10 protein-coding genes are annotated in these 18840 nt (G+C 40.1%); 2 read left to right on the plus strand and 8 right to left on the minus strand.

The genetic code is table 11. The features are described 5' to 3' along the window. Positions 1-66: 66 nt before the first annotated feature. The 6 genes from B3H30_RS19290 to B3H30_RS19315 all read right to left on the minus strand — a co-directional run bounded on the left by B3H30_RS19290 (position 67) and on the right by B3H30_RS19315 (position 9494). Entirely contained in the window at positions 67-294 is a 228-nt protein-coding gene (locus tag B3H30_RS19290; protein ID WP_312351930.1) for a hypothetical protein, read from the minus strand. A gap of 96 nt (positions 295-390) precedes the next feature. Beyond that, positions 391-858, minus strand: a complete 468-nt coding sequence (locus B3H30_RS19295) for a hypothetical protein (protein ID WP_070561546.1) — start codon at positions 856-858, stop codon at positions 391-393. 590 nt (positions 859-1448) lie between these two features. Next, positions 1449-2723, minus strand: a complete 1275-nt coding sequence (locus B3H30_RS19300) for a glycoside hydrolase family 88 protein (protein ID WP_286834799.1) — start codon at positions 2721-2723, stop codon at positions 1449-1451. A gap of 42 nt (positions 2724-2765) precedes the next feature. Then, positions 2766-4034, minus strand: coding sequence for a DUF2264 domain-containing protein (locus tag B3H30_RS19305; protein ID WP_070561789.1), 1269 nt, complete (start codon positions 4032-4034; stop codon positions 2766-2768). Between the two features lie 139 nt (positions 4035-4173). Beyond that, a complete protein-coding gene (locus tag B3H30_RS19310) occupies positions 4174-6066 on the minus strand; it encodes a RagB/SusD family nutrient uptake outer membrane protein (protein WP_286709447.1) in 1893 nt (630 codons plus the stop codon). A 107-nt stretch (positions 6067-6173) separates the two neighbouring features. Further along, positions 6174-9494, minus strand: a complete 3321-nt coding sequence (locus tag B3H30_RS19315; RefSeq protein ID WP_286709448.1) for a SusC/RagA family TonB-linked outer membrane protein — start codon at positions 9492-9494, stop codon at positions 6174-6176. Positions 9495-9630: 136 nt separating this feature from the next. Between B3H30_RS19315 and B3H30_RS19320 the strand changes: the two genes are divergently transcribed. Next, on the plus strand, positions 9631-13512 hold the full coding sequence (locus B3H30_RS19320) for a hybrid sensor histidine kinase/response regulator transcription factor (RefSeq protein ID WP_286709449.1): 3882 nt from the start codon (positions 9631-9633) through the stop codon (positions 13510-13512). Positions 13513-13638: 126 nt separating this feature from the next. On the opposite strand, the gene B3H30_RS19325 is transcribed toward B3H30_RS19320, so the two are convergent. Both B3H30_RS19325 and B3H30_RS19330 read right to left on the minus strand, forming a co-directional pair. Beyond that, positions 13639-14886: a glycoside hydrolase family 88 protein gene (locus B3H30_RS19325; protein ID WP_286834800.1), complete on the minus strand. Its 1248-nt coding sequence runs from the start codon at positions 14884-14886 to the stop codon at positions 13639-13641. 151 nt (positions 14887-15037) lie between these two features. Then, positions 15038-17182, minus strand: a complete 2145-nt coding sequence (locus tag B3H30_RS19330; RefSeq protein ID WP_286709451.1) for a glycosyl hydrolase family 95 catalytic domain-containing protein — start codon at positions 17180-17182, stop codon at positions 15038-15040. A gap of 383 nt (positions 17183-17565) precedes the next feature. On the opposite strand from B3H30_RS19330, the gene B3H30_RS19335 reads away from it, so the two are divergent. Next, positions 17566-18834, plus strand: coding sequence for a Gfo/Idh/MocA family oxidoreductase (locus tag B3H30_RS19335; RefSeq protein WP_046674856.1), 1269 nt, complete (start codon positions 17566-17568; stop codon positions 18832-18834). Positions 18835-18840: the final 6 nt, after the last annotated feature.

The following is an 18840-nucleotide window of genomic DNA, read 5'->3' on the forward strand; positions in this document are numbered from 1 at the left end:
AAATTTGAGACAGCTTCTTTTCCACATCGTGTTAATAACTTTGTTGAAAACTAAAAAAAGCTACTGTTATTGCTTGATGACCTTTTCTCCGCGAAGCAACCGATCGTATCGCACCAATGCCTCCACATAATAGTAATCGGCATAGGTCAAGGGCACATCTACTTCTGTCTTATGTGGAATTGATCCGACACTATGTTTCAAAATATAGCCACCGGCTTCTTTATAATCTGCCTTGTAGGGTTTAGAAGAAAGCGACCGCAGCATTTGCTTAGCCCTCAATATGTAGCGAATCAAAAATTCTTTCGGCTTCTACCATCGTATTCGACCGAAATAGTAAATAGCTGCCCCAATGAAGACATTGAGACAGCAACATTAATTATTTTGGGCAACTTAATTGCTTCCGACATCTAACGATGTACAGCCAGTATCGCTTAAATAAACATTTTCGAAAGTGTAAGATTGTCCGGAGCCCGAATGACCGCAGCTCATCGCATACCACATTGTTAACCAACTAGGACAACTTGCATAAATATCATAATTTCCACTTTGAATATTGACTGGATAAGATAACGTATTCGCAGGGACAACAACATGCTGTGTGGTTCCTCCTGGAAAATTCCCACTAAAGGTCAAATAAATGGGTGAATTACTAAAGTTATACACATAAAAGTCGAATGTGCTACTTAGTGTTTTAATATTCGTTTTGGTATTTTTTTTTGCCCCAACATTCTCCGTAGAAATTATATTTCGTTTATTAGATAATTTTACTGCTGCTGGTACACTCAAATCTCTAGCTTGAACGAACAAACCAGTGACAATAAATAACACAAAGGCTATTACAAATGATTTTTTTAACATAATTCAAAAGTGTTTATAAATAATTGACTATTTCAATAAGCTTTTTTGAGATATAGCTTATCAACAATTGGCTTTTATCTTGCCTAAATCATAAGGGCCTCCTTTCTTTTAGATAAATTGACTAAAGTTTCTCGATCATTAGCGAATGATGCCTCGCCATTAATAATTATGGTTGAAAGATCAACGGCACATCGCTTTAAAAAATTCTCCGTAAAAAAATAGGTGCATTACCTACTAATACGTCCAAATGATTACTTGATCAGAATATACAATTTTGAAATACAAGAACTTACCGACCCCTAAAAAACATAATAAGTGTAATTTCAATAAATCTGACTTTACTATTTGTTGTTTTCATCCTTTGTTAGATTTATGATATTGGTAACGTATAAACGGAGCGGTATAGATCTGACACATCCGGGTGACAGATCTCGCCAAATATTATGGGTCTATCGCGACTATTATAACAGGAGATGCTCCAATGAAAATTTAGGATTGGTTGGAACTGCATTTTTTCCAAGAGCACAAACGGCTAAAACTGTTCCTAAAACAACACTTATTTTAAGAACAGTTTAAACGTGCCTTATCGTCTATTGTTTAATCACCTTTTCTCCTCGGAGCAATCGGTCATACCGCACTAATGCCTCTACATAATAGTAATCGGCATAGGTCAAAGGCACATCCACCTCTGTTTTATGTGGGATTGAGCCGACGCTATGTTTCAAGACGTAGCCACCGGCTTCCTTGTAATCTGCTTTGTAGGGTTTAGAAGAAAGCGAGCGCAACATCTGCTCAGCCTTCGAGATATAAAACTGGCTTTCACTGCCTGTTGTGTATTGTGCCAGTTCCAGCAAAGCCGAAGCAGTTACTGAAGCTGTCGACACATCACGAAGATCTTTCTGGCTATAATATTTACTATCCGGAGTAAGCTTGTTCTGGTCCATATCCCAATAAGGAATCAGGTCTTTTGGAAGATTAGGATGATTCAGATAAAACTGTGCAATATGCCTAGCCTGCTCCAAATATTTCTTGTCGCCAGTCTCACGATACATCATCGTATACCCATAAAGTCCCCAAGACTGTCCCCTAGCCCATACAGACTCATCAAAAGCTCCTTGGGCAGTTTTTCTCGAAATAATACTTCCATCCTTCGGATTGTAATCCACCACATGGTAGGAACTATAATCTTTTCGGTAATGATTGATCATCGTTGTATTGGCATGTTGTACCGCAATATCACGATAACGCTTATCACCTGTCATTTTGGAAACTTCCGTCAAAAACTCCAAGTTCATCATATTATCGATGATTACTGGATAGGTCCAAGGCTGACCATCCCAGTTTCTTCCACCGTCCCATGAACGAATTGTTTTCGGTGCTTCATGGAAACGTGTTGCCAGCGATGCTGCTCCAATACTTAAAATTTCCTTATAAGCAGCCGAATCTCCCGTCAAACGTAATGCATTCCCAAAGCTGCAGTATAACATAAAGCCCAAATCATGTGTTCCTTTGTTATTTTTTTCTTTTTCCAGCTGCTTCAATTTACGTTTAGCCTCCGTCAAAAGTTTTTCATCCTTGGTATACTCATATAGATAAAGCACTGTACCGGGATAAAATCCAGAGCACCACCAGCTTGAACCCCAACTCACATATTTACCATCTTTATAAGTCGTGGGCATATCGGATTCATTGATCGATGCTGCGAGGTAAGCGATTTGTTTATGTGCATCTTCTAAATTGGTACGGACAAATTCTTTGTCAAGGCCCAATTTTGCTGTCCCTAAGTTTCGCTGACTGGAACAGGAAATTCCCTGCATTCCTAGTCCAATCATTAAAGCCCCCGTAATATAGTGTTGTATCTTCATTTTATCCAGTCCTTAATCTTTTGCTTTTTTATTCTTTTTTGTTTAATAACTTACATAATAGTCTTTGGGAAATTGCTCTGCATTCCAGCATTTTTGGGAAGTCCAGGGTTGTGGAGCACAGGTCCAGAACTCATCGTCTGCCGGTAACCCCAATGGCAAGAATGATAGGGAGGCCACATACATAGACCCTGCATTTGTATAGTAATCTGCGAGATTGGATTGTTTGTCACCTACCACTCCCATACGCAGCCATCCTGAGGGTGCAAAGGTTTTGTCTATATAAATATGCCTTAATATCGCTGTAAGAGCTGCCCGGACTTGTCCTTTTGAGATATCCTCGGGGAGCTTGTTTTCTAAAGCAACTGTCGCCAAAGGCTGGAACGCTGCATTCTTATAAGTTGAGGAACGGCCAACAACAACATAATGACCTTCTGGAGAGATCATACGTTCCAAATGATGTGCATAGCGCTGCATTCGTTTATACGCTCTATCATACATTTCTTTGTATTTTCCGCCGGCGGTAATATTATGGCGTAGCGACTCCACCTGCATACAGTGAATCACATACCCATTGTAATGATCAAAACTAAAACGGGCTCCGTCGCTGTACCAACCGTCTCCGACATACCATTCTTGATCAAATTTATTGACCGCATAATCGATCTTCTCACGAGCACACTCCTCCCCGATGCTATAGAGAAATGTCTCTGTCATCGCGGCAAACAGCAACCAATTACTCTCATTCGGCTTGATCTTCCGCAGCAATTTGAATTCTTCAACTACTCTTTTTTTAGTCACTTGGTCCAAAGGCTGCCATAAAGCTTGAGGAGCTCTCAAAAAGGCTAATGCAAGATGCGCCGCATCGACGAGTGTTTGGGATGAAGGGCCTCGCCAGGTAAAATAATCCGGCGATTTAGGATCTACACCATATTGTATACCCAGTAATGCTTGGTCACGTAATTTTTTACGCAATTGACCTTCTTCAGTTGCGTCATCCGGTAAGGCCAACCAAGGAGCCATACCTGCCAACAAACGACCGAAAGCTTCTAGGTATCCGACTCCAGGGTCTCTACTATCGAAAGTAGGACTCACTTCCATCGGCATATTTTTACGCCATTGTTGCTTACTGATATTGCCTAAAATTGGAGCAGCCATCTTATGTAAAATAGATACCCAATAGGCACGATCGTTCTCGCTGTTATTATTTTTTTCCGACGCGGCAACATTGGCTTTCACTTCACTAGCAAAAGATGTCGCCAGTGCGCCCATTCCAGCACCGCCCAATAGTTTTAATAAGAGTCTTCTTTTCATTGACATTGGTTTATAACGAACACAATCGAAGTGTTACACAAAACATTAAAAATCTTTATTTTAAACTAAAAAAACAAATCAAAAAAAATCAATCGCTCTAGCAAACGATTGCGTGAGCGATTGATAACAACTTCTTTACTTAATAAACCCAGCCTGGTGTTGGCTTCAAATTTTTATTTAACTCTATTTCAGATTTAGGGACTGGCCACGTGTACCATTGGTCACCTATCCATTCATAAGTGGTACCACCTGTATTTTCTGTGCCACCCCAAGCATGCTGCGCGAATTTTTCGTTGAACTTTGTTTCTTTCAGTGTCTTCCAACGCATTTCATCAAAAAAGTTAACTCCCTCACCAATTAATTCCCGGCGCCGTTCATCTCGTACATAATTCCGTGCTTTGTTTTGATCTGAAAAAGAAGAGGCCATTGTTGGAATTCCAACCCGATCTCTAACCTGTTTTACCTTTGCCATAGCACCAGGTAAATCATTCATTTCGACTAATGCTTCTGCCCACATCAACAAAACATCAGCATAACGAATAATAGGTTCGTCGATCGGATTTTGTTCACGACGAGCATATTCTAACCCTTCGCCCACAAACTTACGATGGATATACTTAAATTCTGCCTGCGCATTTGCACTTCCAGAAGTATAATAACTACCAGGTAAACTACTATTTAAATTGGGCTCAGCTCCAGATTGGTCTACATAGTACTTACCAGTAACTGGGAATCTGTATGTATACATACCTGCAGCCGTGGAATTGCTATTTACTCCTTGGAATGATGCATAAGGAGTCACTACATTATAAGCTAACCGTGGATCCCTATTCGCATAAGCTGCTTTAAGCCGCGCTTCGTTACCCTCAGGCAGATACAACGCTCGCGCAGTACTATTCAATTTATTTAATTCTGTATTGATTACTGTGGTTACCGTAGGGTGAACATCATTTCCGTTAACTTTTTGGTCTCGTATAAAAAAGACTTTTCTATTGGGCGCACCTAAAGCATTTACGGTATTCCATTCAGGAATATAATCCGACCAACTAAAAGGACGCACAGTAGTACCATCAATTATTTCTTCATACAAATTGACCAAGGCCGGGGTTACTTGCAAATCTGTCCAACACCCTCTACTATCTTTTGCTCCCTGTTGAAATGCGGCGGTATACTTCTGTACGGCAGAACCGTATCCTGAAGGTTCCTCAATATATTGAACGCTCAAAATCATCTCTTCACAACGTTCATTGGCAACTTTAAATAATTGCTTATAATTTGAAAAGAGTTTATAGCCGCTCTCTCCAACTTTCGCAAAATCAGCTACTGCCTGATCGTATTTTTTGGTCATAAGATAAGCACGGCCACGTAGTGCATAAGCGGCACCTTTACTCACACGTCCTTCTCCTTGGATTTGATTGTTCGGCAAAGCACTCTCATTGATTGCATCTGTCAAATCTTTAATAATAAGTGCCCAAACCTCCTCTTCTGAACTCTGCCCTTTGTTACCTTCTGCAGGACTGATAGGCTCGGTGTAAATAGGAACACCTAAACCATTCCGACCGTACAGTTCATTGAGCCGCATGTAAAAAAAGGCGCGTAACACTTTACATTCGGCTACTAATTTATTCTTTTTTTCCTGAGCCATCGTCGCACCGGGAATATGAACAATTGCATCGTTAGCGCGATGTACACCATCGTACAACCATTTCCATTGGAATGAAAAATAGGAATTACTTGGATTCACAGCGCTGGAGAATAGGTTATTTAAGTTATATTCACCTTGACCAGTCATACCAAATGCCTCATAAGCATAATACCCAATATTTGCAGATGTCCCTACGATTCCGTCACTTCTTACCGGACGTTGTAATGAATAGTAAACACCTATTACCCCTTGATCAACCAGCGTTTCCGTTGACCACATTGTTCCCGAAGATATTTTGTCATTAGGTGCAAGGTCCAATATTTTCGTACAAGACGATAAAGAACTTGCTATACCAATTGCTATGACAGATTTTAATATTTTTTTCATCTCTATTTCTATTTTATTTGACTAAACAGAGTTAAGATTAAGATGCTAGTCTAAGTCTTACTCTATTGAAAACTCAAATTAACTTATCCTTCTGTTCTGAGATTAAGTTAAAAAGTTACTGATACCCCGGCGGAATATAGCTTCGCGATCGGATAAACAATCAATGAACCACCTAATTCCGGGTCCACTCCTGGAAAGTCTTTATGTTTAAAAGTCAATAGGTTTTCTCCTGTTACAAATACCCTTAAGTCTTTAATTTTAGCTTGATTAATCCATTTTTTAGGAAATGTGTACCCCAACTGCAAAGACTTTAATTTTAAATACGAGGTATTATACAGGTAGAATGTATTAGCCTGCATGATTGAACTTGAAGAAAGTAAACGTGGATATTTACCATTTATATTTGCATTTGGATCTGTAGCAGGATCATAATTATCATAATCGCTATTTGCTCTTACTGCATCATAAGAATAATATTTGGTCCAGGCATCTGCTGGCAATTGATCACCTGTATTTGCCAATATTGATCCATTAGATCCACGCTCATTAATATAATGATAAGATCCGACACGTCCCGCCAAAAGCATGTTTAGATCAAAGCCCCTGTAGGCTGCTGTCAGATTTAAGCCAAACACAAATTTGGCAACAGAAGACTTCCCAGTGAATTCACGGTCATCATCATTACCGTACTTACCATCACCGTTCGCATCTGCCATAAGCATTTGGCCATACCAAATATTTGCTGCTCCTGGCCCCACTGTATTGTTATTGAAAGAATAATTTGCAGCTATCATGGATTTCACCCACTCCAGATCGGCTTTAGTACGAATCATTCCATCTGTTGGACCACCATTAGGATCTACACTTCCATCAGATTTCATATAAGTTCCAGTACCTGCGTAAGGCCTTCTTAAAAACCATTCGTCAAGCATATGTTGTTCAACACGACGTTCGTTTCCTCCTGTAGATACATCTGCTAAATTCGTATAGCGCCAAGTTGGATTACCCCAAATATCGAGAGTCGATGGATCTTGTTCATACTTTAACGTTCCTTTAAATCCGGAAACTCTGTTCATGTTGTAAGAGATATTACCACTAACTCCATACCTAAAATCTCCGATTTTGTCGTTCCACCCCAAATTTAGTTCTATCCCTTTATTATTCATTGAAGCGGTATTGGACATCGGTGCATTGATATTACCCATTGTCAAATAAATAATAGCTGCTGTTAAGATATCAGAAGTCTTTCGGGAGTACATATCGGCTTCGACACTCAAACGACGATTTAAGAAACTGGCTTCCAACCCAACATTATATGTCGTTAGTTTCTCCCATGATAAACTAAGATTTTGGATAGTTTGCTGAATAACCCCATTCGCAACCGACTCGTTAAATACATTATTCACTTTTTGATAAAGAGTCTGCCAATCGTAATTCCCACTTATTGTATTCCCTAAGGTTCCATAGGACCCTCTAAGCTTTAAGTAATTAACCGTTGTTTTGGCTGGGTCAAAAAAACGTTCGTTACTGATTACCCAACCTGCTGAGAAAGAAGGGAAAAATCCTGTGCGATGTCCGGGAGCAAACTTAGATGACGCGTCCGAACGAAAGTTTCCTTCGAACAAATATTTACCATCATAGGCATAGTTTACACGGCCAAAATAAGAAATCATTGCGTTCTCCGCTTTAGCGTCACCTCCAATTGATTCCATTGTCGCACCTGAAGTTATATCCGTTACGTCCCAGTCTAATAAGCCCCTTTTTGTAGCGTTAAACCCACTTGTCTTTGAATAATATTGCTCGTATCCTACTAATCCGCCAACATCATGTTTCCCAAAAGTATGCGCGTAACGCAATAATGCATTCGCTGTATAACTGGAAGATTTATAAGAGTATCTATATGTCGTTGCCTGGTCTAAATTCCCTATCCCCTCTTTAGGCTTCTCAAAGCTTTCTCTAAAACTATATCTCGGCAAGTTTTGGGAATAATTTTCATCCTCACGCATATAATCACTATAGTTAAAGCGAGCTTCTGCAATAATTCCTTTCCAAAGATCCGCGTTAACATACCACGTGCTATTGATACGTGTGTAGTTGTTTTCTCCACCATTCGAAGCCACCTGTTGGAGAATATTATCCTTATTTGTTGTGTTGGGATCTTCACTGGATCCATATTTTCCCTCATAAATTGGTGTCATTCCCGGAAAAGCTTGAAGCAAATAAGTCATTGAAGTGCTACCTGGCTGCTTATACTCCTTTGTTGCATAGGTTTGTGTTCCAAAAGTAATTCTATCCGCAATTTTTGTTTCCAAATTGGTCCGAATGTTGAATCTCTTCATTCCAGTATTTGCCAACGTTCCAGGATTATTCTGGTATCCGGCGGACATGAGATAAGAAGATTTATCACTACCCCCAGTTACTGAAACACCATATCTCTGATAATATTGGGGCTGGAAGAGAACCTGCGCCCAATCTGTGTTTGGATATGCCAACCAATTAGGGATGCTATTCCCGGTAATCTGATTAGTATAAATACCATTAGGATCAGCATTTGCTTTGCGCCAGTCTTCAATCGTTGAAAGTGTATAATCAGGAGATGTAGAAGTTGGGTTAGCATTCACCTTAGCGATGTTGTGTAGTTCCATCCAATCTGCGGTACTTGACATAAACTTCAAATCAGTTTGTGCTTTCTCACGTGCATACAATGCATTGAATGTTATTTTAGGCGCCTCACCTTTCCTCCCTTTTTTAGTAGTCACAAGAATGACACCATTAGCAGCACGAGATCCATAAATTGCTGCCGAAGCCGCGTCTTTCAAAATAGAAATATTCTCGATATCATCGGTATTTAATGGAACCATATCGGCGACAGCACCATCAACAAGAATCAGTGGGTTATTATTATTGAAAGATCCTGTACCACGAACACGAATGGAGACATCCTCGCTTCCAGGATTTCCGTTGCCCTGCGTAACACGTATACCGGGTGCAGTTCCACCTAGAGCCGCAGCAAGGTTCATTATCGGTCTATTTGTAAGTTTATCTGCACCGACAGTAGCGACAGATCCAGTCAAATTGACTTTTTTCTGCGTGCCATAACCCACAACAACAACTTCATCAAGGGCTGAGGTGTTTTTTTCCAGACTGATATTAATTATCGAACGCCCTTTAGGATTGATTTCTTGATCCTGATATCCTATATATGAAATCAGTAATGTAGCATTTTCTAAAACAGAAATGGCATATTGACCTGCCTCATTTGTTGAAGTGGCGTTCTTTCCACCCTTTTCTCGAATCGTTACACCCGATAAAGGTGCTCCTTGACTGTCTGTAATCCGCCCCGTAATTGAAATTTTCTGTTGTGCCATACTCGCACCCACAGTAAACATAATCATAGCAGACAGTCCAACTTTGTAAAACTTTGCCATACTTTAGGAAATTAGTTTTAAAATAAAAATTGGTTGTTTAATAGGTCAAAGATGAGTCTATCAGCAAATTAAGAGGGGTGAAATTCATAAATATTTGGGGGTAAAATCTTAAATTTGACACAAATACCCCATAACCATGAGCATACTACCTATTTTATCGCGACAATTTCTGCTGTTGATATCCATCGTTTCCATTTGTCATGCCCAGAATCTGAAATTTGAGACACTAAGCCAGGAGAACGTATTGGATAAACAGGCGGTATTAACAATTGCTCAAGATAAACAAGGTAAACTTTGGTTCGGTGGCGGAGCCAACCTTTTTGTATACGACTCCCAAAATATCACCAATATTCTCATACAGGATACAGTATTTAAAAAGGTAGATTACATTAACAAGATTGCCATCAACGCAAATAATGACCTTTTCATTGCTACAGCAACGCAGTTATTTATTTTCGATATCGACAAACGCAAAGCGGTATTTAAACAGGGAAAACCTTTTCAAGAAAAAATTACTGTCGCCGACATACAGTTCCTTTCAGACAAAATATTTCTGTGCACCGACAAAGGGCTCTATCAGGCTATCCCCACCGCAGGTACCTACAATCTCAAAAAACTCATTAACCAATCCCGAGTACAATCGATTATTCAGACAGGACCGGAAACCTATATCATGGCGAGCATGGATGGCATAACGTCTTTTTCATTGAAAAATAATCAAATTTCTACGAACCAGAATCTTATAGCATCTCCCCTGCCTTTAAAAGAGCAGATTTTCAGCACAATGTATCTTCATAAAAACATCCTGTGGGTTGGCACAAAATTGCACGGAATATTCCAATACAACTTCATTGATAAAAAATGGAATAACTTAACAGAATCAAACAGCAACCTACTGAGCAATAACATCAGAAAAATAGTCCCAACCAAACAAGGAGATCTCTTGATCGGTACACTAAAAGGACTCTCCATCTTTAACGGCTCGCCACATTTCCTAAACTATAAACACAATACCTCCGTCAAAAACTCATTGAGTCAAAATTCCATCTATGATATCTTCATAGATCGCCAACAGATCACTTGGATAGGAACTTATTTTGGAGGAATCAATGCCATCTACCCCGATCTCATCCCCATACAGCATTACTCAACACGTTCGCGCACTGCTCTCAGCCTCAGTAGCGATATCACCGGCAGTTTTGCTGAGTCAGAAAATGCGTTTTGGATCGGAACAGAAGAAGAAGGAATCAACAAAATTGACAAAATAACTGGAGTAACTTCACCTTTATCAAAATTAACCCAGTCAAACCTGATCAAGGACCTCTATGTTCGCGATAATAAAATCTACGCGGCACAATATGGCGGCGGCTATTCCATTATCGATGCACAATCTGGAAATGCACAGCATTTTTACCTCGAAAAAGAACTCCTAAATCTCAAAAATAACATCTACAGCATTTACGTCGATCCGACACACCGTATTTACCTTGGAACCAACAAAGGGCTCTATATCGTGGAGCCAGGAAAACCTGCAACGTATCATGCTGCATTAAAAACAGGTACAATTGATGATATCCAAGCTGATCATAAACAGCAGACCTATTTTCTTAGAGGCGGGACACTTTTTCGCAAAAAACCGAATGAATCAAACATACGACCAATAAAACAGCTTGATACATTAGCCCTGGGTGGATTTTATGTGCATCCGAATGGTGACATCTGGCTGACGTCAAAAGAAGATCTTTATCATCTTGATCAGCACGATAAGCTTACCAAAGTATCACGTTTTCCAAACAATTCCTTAGGCTGGCCCATCATTGTGAACAATCAAGTGTGGCTTACAAGTAAAAATGGATTAATATGCTACAATCCCAAAACAAAACAGCGTTATCTCCTGAATCAATATGACGGTTTACCGGTCAAAAATCTACTTGGTGCCAAAGTCTTTGCCAGCAAAGCAGGAACACTATTCGTCACGACACTAAATGGTGTAGTTTCTCTAGATACCCGAAAAATTATCTTTAATCAGAACATCCCCGAAGTACTCTTTCGAAATATCTTTCTCGAAGACACGCCATTGAACTACGGACGTTTACAGAAAACGTCAGACCCCAACAGCTACCAGCTCAAACTCCGACACGATGAAAACTTTGTAACGATTAATTTCTCAGGTTCCAATTTCATCAAACCGCAGAAGAACAGATACCGCTATAAGCTCGAAGGTTTCGACAAGGATTGGGTTGAAACAAATACCCCCTCTATACGATATACCAATATTCCTACAGGTATGCACACCTTGACCATTTTCGCCAGTAACAACGATGGTATCTGGAGCAGCATACCCCTGCGGATCAATATCGATATTAAACCTCCCTTTTGGAGGACCTGGTGGGCCTATCTTTTGTATGCCGGCTTGTTTACTCTCGGTGTACATTTTGTTATCAAGTTTGTTGTCGAACGTGAGATGTTGATCAACTCAGAACGGGAACAGGAAAAGAAAATAAAGTTCTTCACACAGATATCCCACGAAATCCGTACACCACTGACTTTGATAACGGCTCCTTTGGATGAAATTATTTCCGAAACAGCCAATCTTACTTCTACCCAGAACAAGGTAAAACGGATAAAAAAGAATGCCAGTAAACTCCTGGGTGTTATCAACGAGCTACTGGATTTTAAAAAATTCGATGACAAACACTTTGTACTGAAGAAAACAGACATCTCTTTTCGGGAATATATAGAAGATACATTCTACCTATTAAATGACCTTGCAAAAGCAAAACACCTCAACTACTATATCCGGCAGCTGGATGCTGTGGGGCTACAATCCATAGATACTGTACAATTTGATAAAGTCATGTTTAACCTCTTATCAAATGCGATCAAGTACACACCAGAACATGGCACAGTTTATCTGGATCTTATCGAAAATGATCACACAATAGCGATCAGTATTATCGATAATGGTATCGGTATCGCTACCGACAACCAATTTAAAATATTTGAAGAGTACTATCGTGAAGAACAGGCTAATGACGTGATCGGAACAGGTATTGGTCTAGCACTTACCAAACAAATTGTGCAGCAGCACGAAGGAGATATTCGCTGCTCAACGATGAATGATGAAAAAGGCCAATGGACTGTATTTACTGTTAGTCTCCCCAAGCAAATAAACCAAAAAACCGGAGTTATACCGCTAGAAATATTAACAAAAGAGACAGAGGAAGCAAACACAACGAATTTAGGCACGCTGGATATTTCCTTAAAGCAGACCATCTTGATTGTAGAGGACAATAGCGAATTATTAGCAGCCGTTGTCAGTCTATTTGAGGAAAACTTCAGCATTATTACTGCTGTCAATGGTGAGGAAGCCCTTTCTAAAGCATTGGAATATATCCCTGATCTGATTATTTCGGATCTGATGATGCCTTACATGGACGGTGCTCAGCTATGCCAGGCCATTAAAACAAATATGACGACCTGCCATATACCATTCATCTTGCTGACTGCGGTAACCGACAACGATTCCCAAACGTTGGCCTTAGAGCATGGCGCAAACATCTATTTGACAAAACCTTTCGACAATAAACAGCTTTTTCTTTCTGCACACAATCTCATAGCGGTCAGTCAGAAAAGAAGCAAGGAATTTGAAGTCAAAACGGCTATATTCGACAATGAACTCGATGCACAATTTATCTCATCCCTAAATCAGTTGATTGAAGAAAATATCCAATCAGATGGCTTTGATGTCAATTTTATAGCGCGAACAATGGGAATGAGCGCACCAATCCTCTATCGCAAGCTAAAAGCCATATCCAATTTGTCACTCAACAATTATGTAAAAACGTATAGGCTAAACAAAGCGAAAGAGTTACTAACATCCGCAATGAATATCAGTGAAATCGCTTATGCCGTAGGCTTTTCCGACAGGAAATACTTCAGTAAGGAATTTAAAAAACAGTTCGGATACAATCCGTCAGAGCAAACAACAAATTCTAGCCAGACCACTGAAACTTAGTGATATTTCAAAGTAGTCTAGATCCTATCCCATAAAAAAAGAGATGTCTCTAACATCTCTTTTTTTATCTATACCTGTGTACTTAAAACGAGTTAATTTATCAACGACAAGCTTTCTTTGATGGTCCTATTTAGCGATCTCTTTGATCATTGGCTCTCCTGACAATAGGCGTTGATAACGCACCAAGGCTTCAACATAGTAATAATCTGCATAAGTCAAAGGCACATCGATTTCGGAATTCAATGGCAACGCTCCAACACTATGTTGTAAAATGTAACCGCCATTTTGACCATAAGGAGCAAGATAAGGCGCCTTCGACAGGTTTTTAAGAATAATTTCTGCTTTGTTAAAATAGTTCACGGCCTCACTTCCCTTTGTGTATTGCGAAAGTTCTAATAAAGCCGATGCATACAATGCCGCTGCCGACACATCCCGAAGGTCCTTATTTGGATACATTTTGTCCGACTGCGCAATTTTATCTTTATCAAAATCCCAGTAAGGAACCAGATCAGCAGGCATATTTGGGTTACTTAAGATATATTTTGCGATTTGCTGTGCCTGCTTCAAAAATTCTTTCTTCTTGGTTTCGCGATACATCATCGTATAACCATAGAGTGCCCATCCCTGCCCTCTTGACCATGCCGATTCATCAAATGCACCCTGAAGTGTTTTTTTTCCAATAGCCTTACCAGTCTTCTTATCATAATCGATCACATGGTAGGAACTATAATCTTTTCTGAAGTGATTTTTCAAGGTTGTTTCGGCATGAGCTACCGCAATGTCATAGAATTTTTTATCTCCAGTCATTTTAGATACCTGTGTCAAAAATTCCAAATTCATCATGTTATCAATGATTACAGGATATTGCCATGATCCGTGATCCCAAGAACGAATTGTTTTGGTAACGGGACTATAGCGAGATGCTAGGGAATTCGCACCAGTACTGAGTATCGGCTCATACTTTTGCGTATCTCCCGTGAGACGAAGTGCATTTCCAAAACTACAGAATAACATAAATCCTAAGTCATGCGTACCCTTGTTGTTCTTTTCTTTCTCCAGATACGTCAATTTCTCAGTTGCTTTCTTTAATAATCCCTCATCTTTGGTGCCTTCATATAAATACAGCAATGTCCCCGGATAGAAGCCCGAACACCACCAACTGGATGAAGAAAATACCTCTTTCCCATTTTCGAAAGTTTTTGGAAACTTTTCTGCCGGCGTTTCATTCACCAGGACTTTTATTTGCTTTGCTGCAGCATCTAACTGTTGCTGAATGAACTCTTTGGATAGATTCGGTTTTGCTGTTTGGGCCTGAACGACAGTCGAAGTGCCCAAAACGGCCAATAATAACACAGAAAGTTGTTTTAATTTCATTATTTTTTATTCGTTTATTTTTATTTGGTCAGCGCATGAGCGCGTCAATTCTATAGTTAAATAATCAGCTCTTTTCTCCATTTTAATATGGAGCGTGGGTTCAAAGCATCTGCCTATCCAGCTTTTCCTGTCTTCCTTTCTCTAAGCTCGATTATCCATGTGCGTTGATCAAAGCGACTGCTCCCTTATCGAGCTGCAGATCAATTATTCCGTCTTGCGCTACAGTAAAGGTACCTTTTCCCTGTATTTTTACCTCTGGTGTTCCGATATCGGATTTTAAACGTAGACGACCGCCATATTGACTTCGGATTTGGATGCCGACCGTTTTTCCATTTTTACGCTCCGCTGATACGAGATTTCCACCATCTGTCAAAAAATTGGTAAAGGAAACATCCTTCCATTTAGAAGGAATTGCAGGAAACACACGTAATATGCCATTCCAATACTGCATACACAGTTCTTGAATACTCGCCATCGCTGCGAGTGGGGTTTCTATCACCGGACCGCTTTCGGCATATAGTGTATTGGATTTAATATATTTCTGTAACAAAACATCCAGCGAAGCCAAAGCCGAATCTCCTCTCCCCATCATGGCATACATTGAGGCAGCACCCGTAAATGAATAGCCCTGTAACCATTGCTTTTGGCTCTGCCAATGTGCAATAGAACGTTCAATAAGCGCTTGGTTATTTGCCTGATCCCAGTTTATGTCGTAAAACGGATAAATCATCATGAGATGCGAATAATGACGATGCGACTCACCATAGGGAAGGTCTCTTGCGATCATAAAGCCATCGGCATCTTGTGGATAATCAATCAAGTTGGCTAACACGTCTTTCCAGACCGCATAAAGTTTATCCTTGCCGCCTCTTTCTTGATCCAGCTCTATAAGTGTCTTGAGTCCCCACCTGAAAATGGAAAGATCATAATTTGTATCATAAGCATAACCTTTAGGGTATTCCGGTGAATAGGTTTTCACCCCGATATGGTATTTACCCTGTTGGTCCTTTTGCAATAAGTGCAAATGATAATTTATAGCTTCCTTCAGTAGCGGGAACAAGCGATCATATACTTCCTGAGAAAGGGTCGCTCGATAATACTGATAATAACTATGCAGAAGCCAAACGAGATTTCCCAATTCTTTTTCTCCATCGGAAGCGCCTTCCAGCGCAACATTTTTTGCCAGAAGAACCGGACTCCATAAACTTGGTCCCGAGGAGCGACCTACAGCCAAACTATTATAGCGATAAGGCTCGGGAACATTCTGTCTTAAATTATCTTTATTTCGATCAATCATCTGGATCAGCGAGTTTGCAATACCGAGCTGGTTGGCTTTGAAAACTGGTGAATAAGCAAGTTGCATATTAAGATTAAGCCAGTAAGCTGGCCAAGGAGTTGGACTCGTCCATGGCCCCTGTAAATCCATGGCGGGTTTATCTGACCTTGTTGCACTGGCAAGCTTATACAGTTGCATATCATAAAATCGCTGATAAACCGTATCTGGCAATTCTAGCGTCGATGCCTTAAAATAGTTTGTCCACCACTTGCGATGGGATGCCAGTCCTTTCGTTAACTGTTGCGCATTAAAATTCCGAACATAATGAATCGCCTTTTTGAAATAAGCAGTCCCATGCTGGCTATAATCTACAGAAATTAAATAGGTATCCACTTCTTTATCAGATTTGCTCCAATAAGCCGTTACATACCCTCCCCCCGCTAAGAGAGGCTGGTCAAAATATTTAATTCCGCCTTGTGTACCAAAACTGCCTTTTGGATTTGTCGGATAGTTTTTCGGTTTTTGCGTATAGCTGAATCCCATCCTTGGGCTGATGGCTTCGTCGGGTTTCCATGTAAGCTGGTAATTCCCGTTAAAATCTTTTTTAAATACCTCCAGCAAGATAATATTGTCATTCGATAAGGTGGTTGTCCGAATTCTCATTATGCCCTTATCCGTGCTGACTTTCGCCTCTGCATAAGCATCTTTTAAATAAATTTCTCCTTGTGCCTGTACAATAGGGCTTTCAAATTCCATTTCAAAATGACCTAACGACATACGCGCCTGATCAAACAATTTATCGGCCGAATTCGCGCGATGATCATAAACATCAGTTCGTCCAATATCCACACGCATTGAATTCTTGCCGGCTAAGTAAGTCATCGTTCCCAGTAGACCATTTCCGGTAAATACACCTTCATAGATCGTATGACCCAACACGGGAATTCTAAATTGAGCTGATCCTCCAAATGGCCGGCATAGGATGCAAACGAGTAAAAATAGTATTCTTAGATTCATCATTAGGATTTAATGCTATCAGAGCGACCATAAAGATGCTGGATTATTCGACTGAAATCAAGCCTCTTTTACGAAAACGATTGAGAAAAATTGATCGGTAGGGCTTTCCGAATCTATCCGACAGGTCGGTTACCAAGCTGAAATGTAACAATTTAGCAGACACAATGACGTGGCATAGGCAAAAATTGGACACTATATATGAAAGAAATGAATTCAACAGTATTCTTTTGTTATTTTTTAATAAAACACAAATAAACAATAAGTAAAATTTTAGTTATCAGTTTACATTTATCAGTTTTTTATCTATTTTTAAGATTAAATATCCAATGCCGTTATTTTTAACAGCCTAATAGTGGATCAATTATAAAACAACTAATCCAACCAAAATGAAAGAACAGAATTCATCAAGGCGTGATTTCATAAAAAAATCCGTGGTCGGTGCTGCGGCATTTTCTATTGTACCACGCTTTGTACTCGGAGGACAGGGCTATCTTGCTCCGAGCGACCATCTAACCAAAGGTGTAATTGGTGTCGGCAATATGGGGCGTGGACACTTTGGCTACGCCGGAACTAAAACAGTAGCTATTTGTGATGTGGACAAAACCCATCTGGCGGCAGCACAAGCAGACTTAGGCGGTGGTGTGAAGGAATACCATGACTTTAGGGAGTTGATTAAATCTCCGGAAGTAGATATCGTACATATTGCTACTCCGCCACATTGGCATGGACTGATGTCCATTGAAGCGGCAAAAGCAGGAAAAGATATCTGGTGTGAAAAACCGATGACACGCACTATCGGTGAAGGTAAAAAAGTGAAAGAAGCCATTGCACAGCATGGTAATATCTTTCGTTTAAATACCTGGTTTCGTTTTAAGGATGATTTTTATGGAATGAATGTTCCCGTAAGCAAAATCAAAAAATTAGTTGATACAGGGATGTTGGGTTGGCCTTTGAAAGTGACGATAAGCAAACATACGGGCTTTGACTGGAAATTTTATTGGGTAGGAAAGGAAAACCTACCGGAAGAGAAAGTACCAGCGGAACTTGACTACGATTTTTGGCTAGGCCCAGCACCATACAAACCTTATAATAAGCACCGTGTACATACGACCTTTAGAGGATATTGGGATTATGATGGCGGCGGCCTAGGAGATATGGGACAACACTATATGGATCCTGTTCAATACTTCTTAGGAAAAGACAACGAAAGTCCCGTTACTGTTGACGTTGATGCTCCGCAGCAACATCCGGATGCCGTGGGCACATGGAGACGAATTACATTTACCTATGCCGATGGTTGTCAGATCATTCTAGATGGTGAAGCGAAAGATGAAAAGGCAGCCTATATTGAAGGTCCAAAAGGTAAATTATATCGAGGGTTTCAATCAGATATACCAGATTTGGAAAGAAAACTTGCACAATATCCTGAACCAGCACCACAGATTACCGACTTCCTGGAATCTGTGCGCACAAGAGAAAAGTTTGCACTGAATGAAATCAATGGACACCGTTCTTGTACTTTGGTCAACATGGGGTTAGCAGCATTGCGACTAAACAGATCATTAAAATACGACTCTCAAAACGAGCTATTTATTAATGATGACGCCGCAAATAGATTGATTCACCAACCAATGAGAGGCCCTTGGTCTATTTAAAAAGAA

The sequence above is a fragment of the Sphingobacterium sp. UBA7038 genome (assembly GCF_002494055.1).
Taxonomy (GTDB): Bacteria; Bacteroidota; Bacteroidia; order Sphingobacteriales; family Sphingobacteriaceae; genus Sphingobacterium; species Sphingobacterium multivorum.

Bases quoted from the DNA above. Each gene is read 5' to 3' on its own strand.
- B3H30_RS19300 (WP_286834799.1), bottom strand. From the start codon at position 2,723: ATGAAGATACAACACTATATTACGGGGGCTTTAATGATTGGACTAGGA.
- B3H30_RS19325 (WP_286834800.1), bottom strand. From the start codon at position 14,886: ATGAAATTAAAACAACTTTCTGTGTTATTATTGGCCGTTTTGGGCACT.
- B3H30_RS19295 (WP_070561546.1), bottom strand. From the start codon at position 858: ATGTTAAAAAAATCATTTGTAATAGCCTTTGTGTTATTTATTGTCACT.
- B3H30_RS19315 (WP_286709448.1), bottom strand. From the start codon at position 9,494: ATGGCAAAGTTTTACAAAGTTGGACTGTCTGCTATGATTATGTTTACT.
- B3H30_RS19335 (WP_046674856.1), top strand. From the start codon at position 17,566: ATGAAAGAACAGAATTCATCAAGGCGTGATTTCATAAAAAAATCCGTG.
- B3H30_RS19320 (WP_286709449.1), top strand. From the start codon at position 9,631: ATGAGCATACTACCTATTTTATCGCGACAATTTCTGCTGTTGATATCC.
- B3H30_RS19330 (WP_286709451.1), bottom strand. From the start codon at position 17,182: ATGATGAATCTAAGAATACTATTTTTACTCGTTTGCATCCTATGCCGG.
- B3H30_RS19310 (WP_286709447.1), bottom strand. From the start codon at position 6,066: ATGAAAAAAATATTAAAATCTGTCATAGCAATTGGTATAGCAAGTTCT.
- B3H30_RS19305 (WP_070561789.1), bottom strand. From the start codon at position 4,034: ATGAAAAGAAGACTCTTATTAAAACTATTGGGCGGTGCTGGAATGGGC.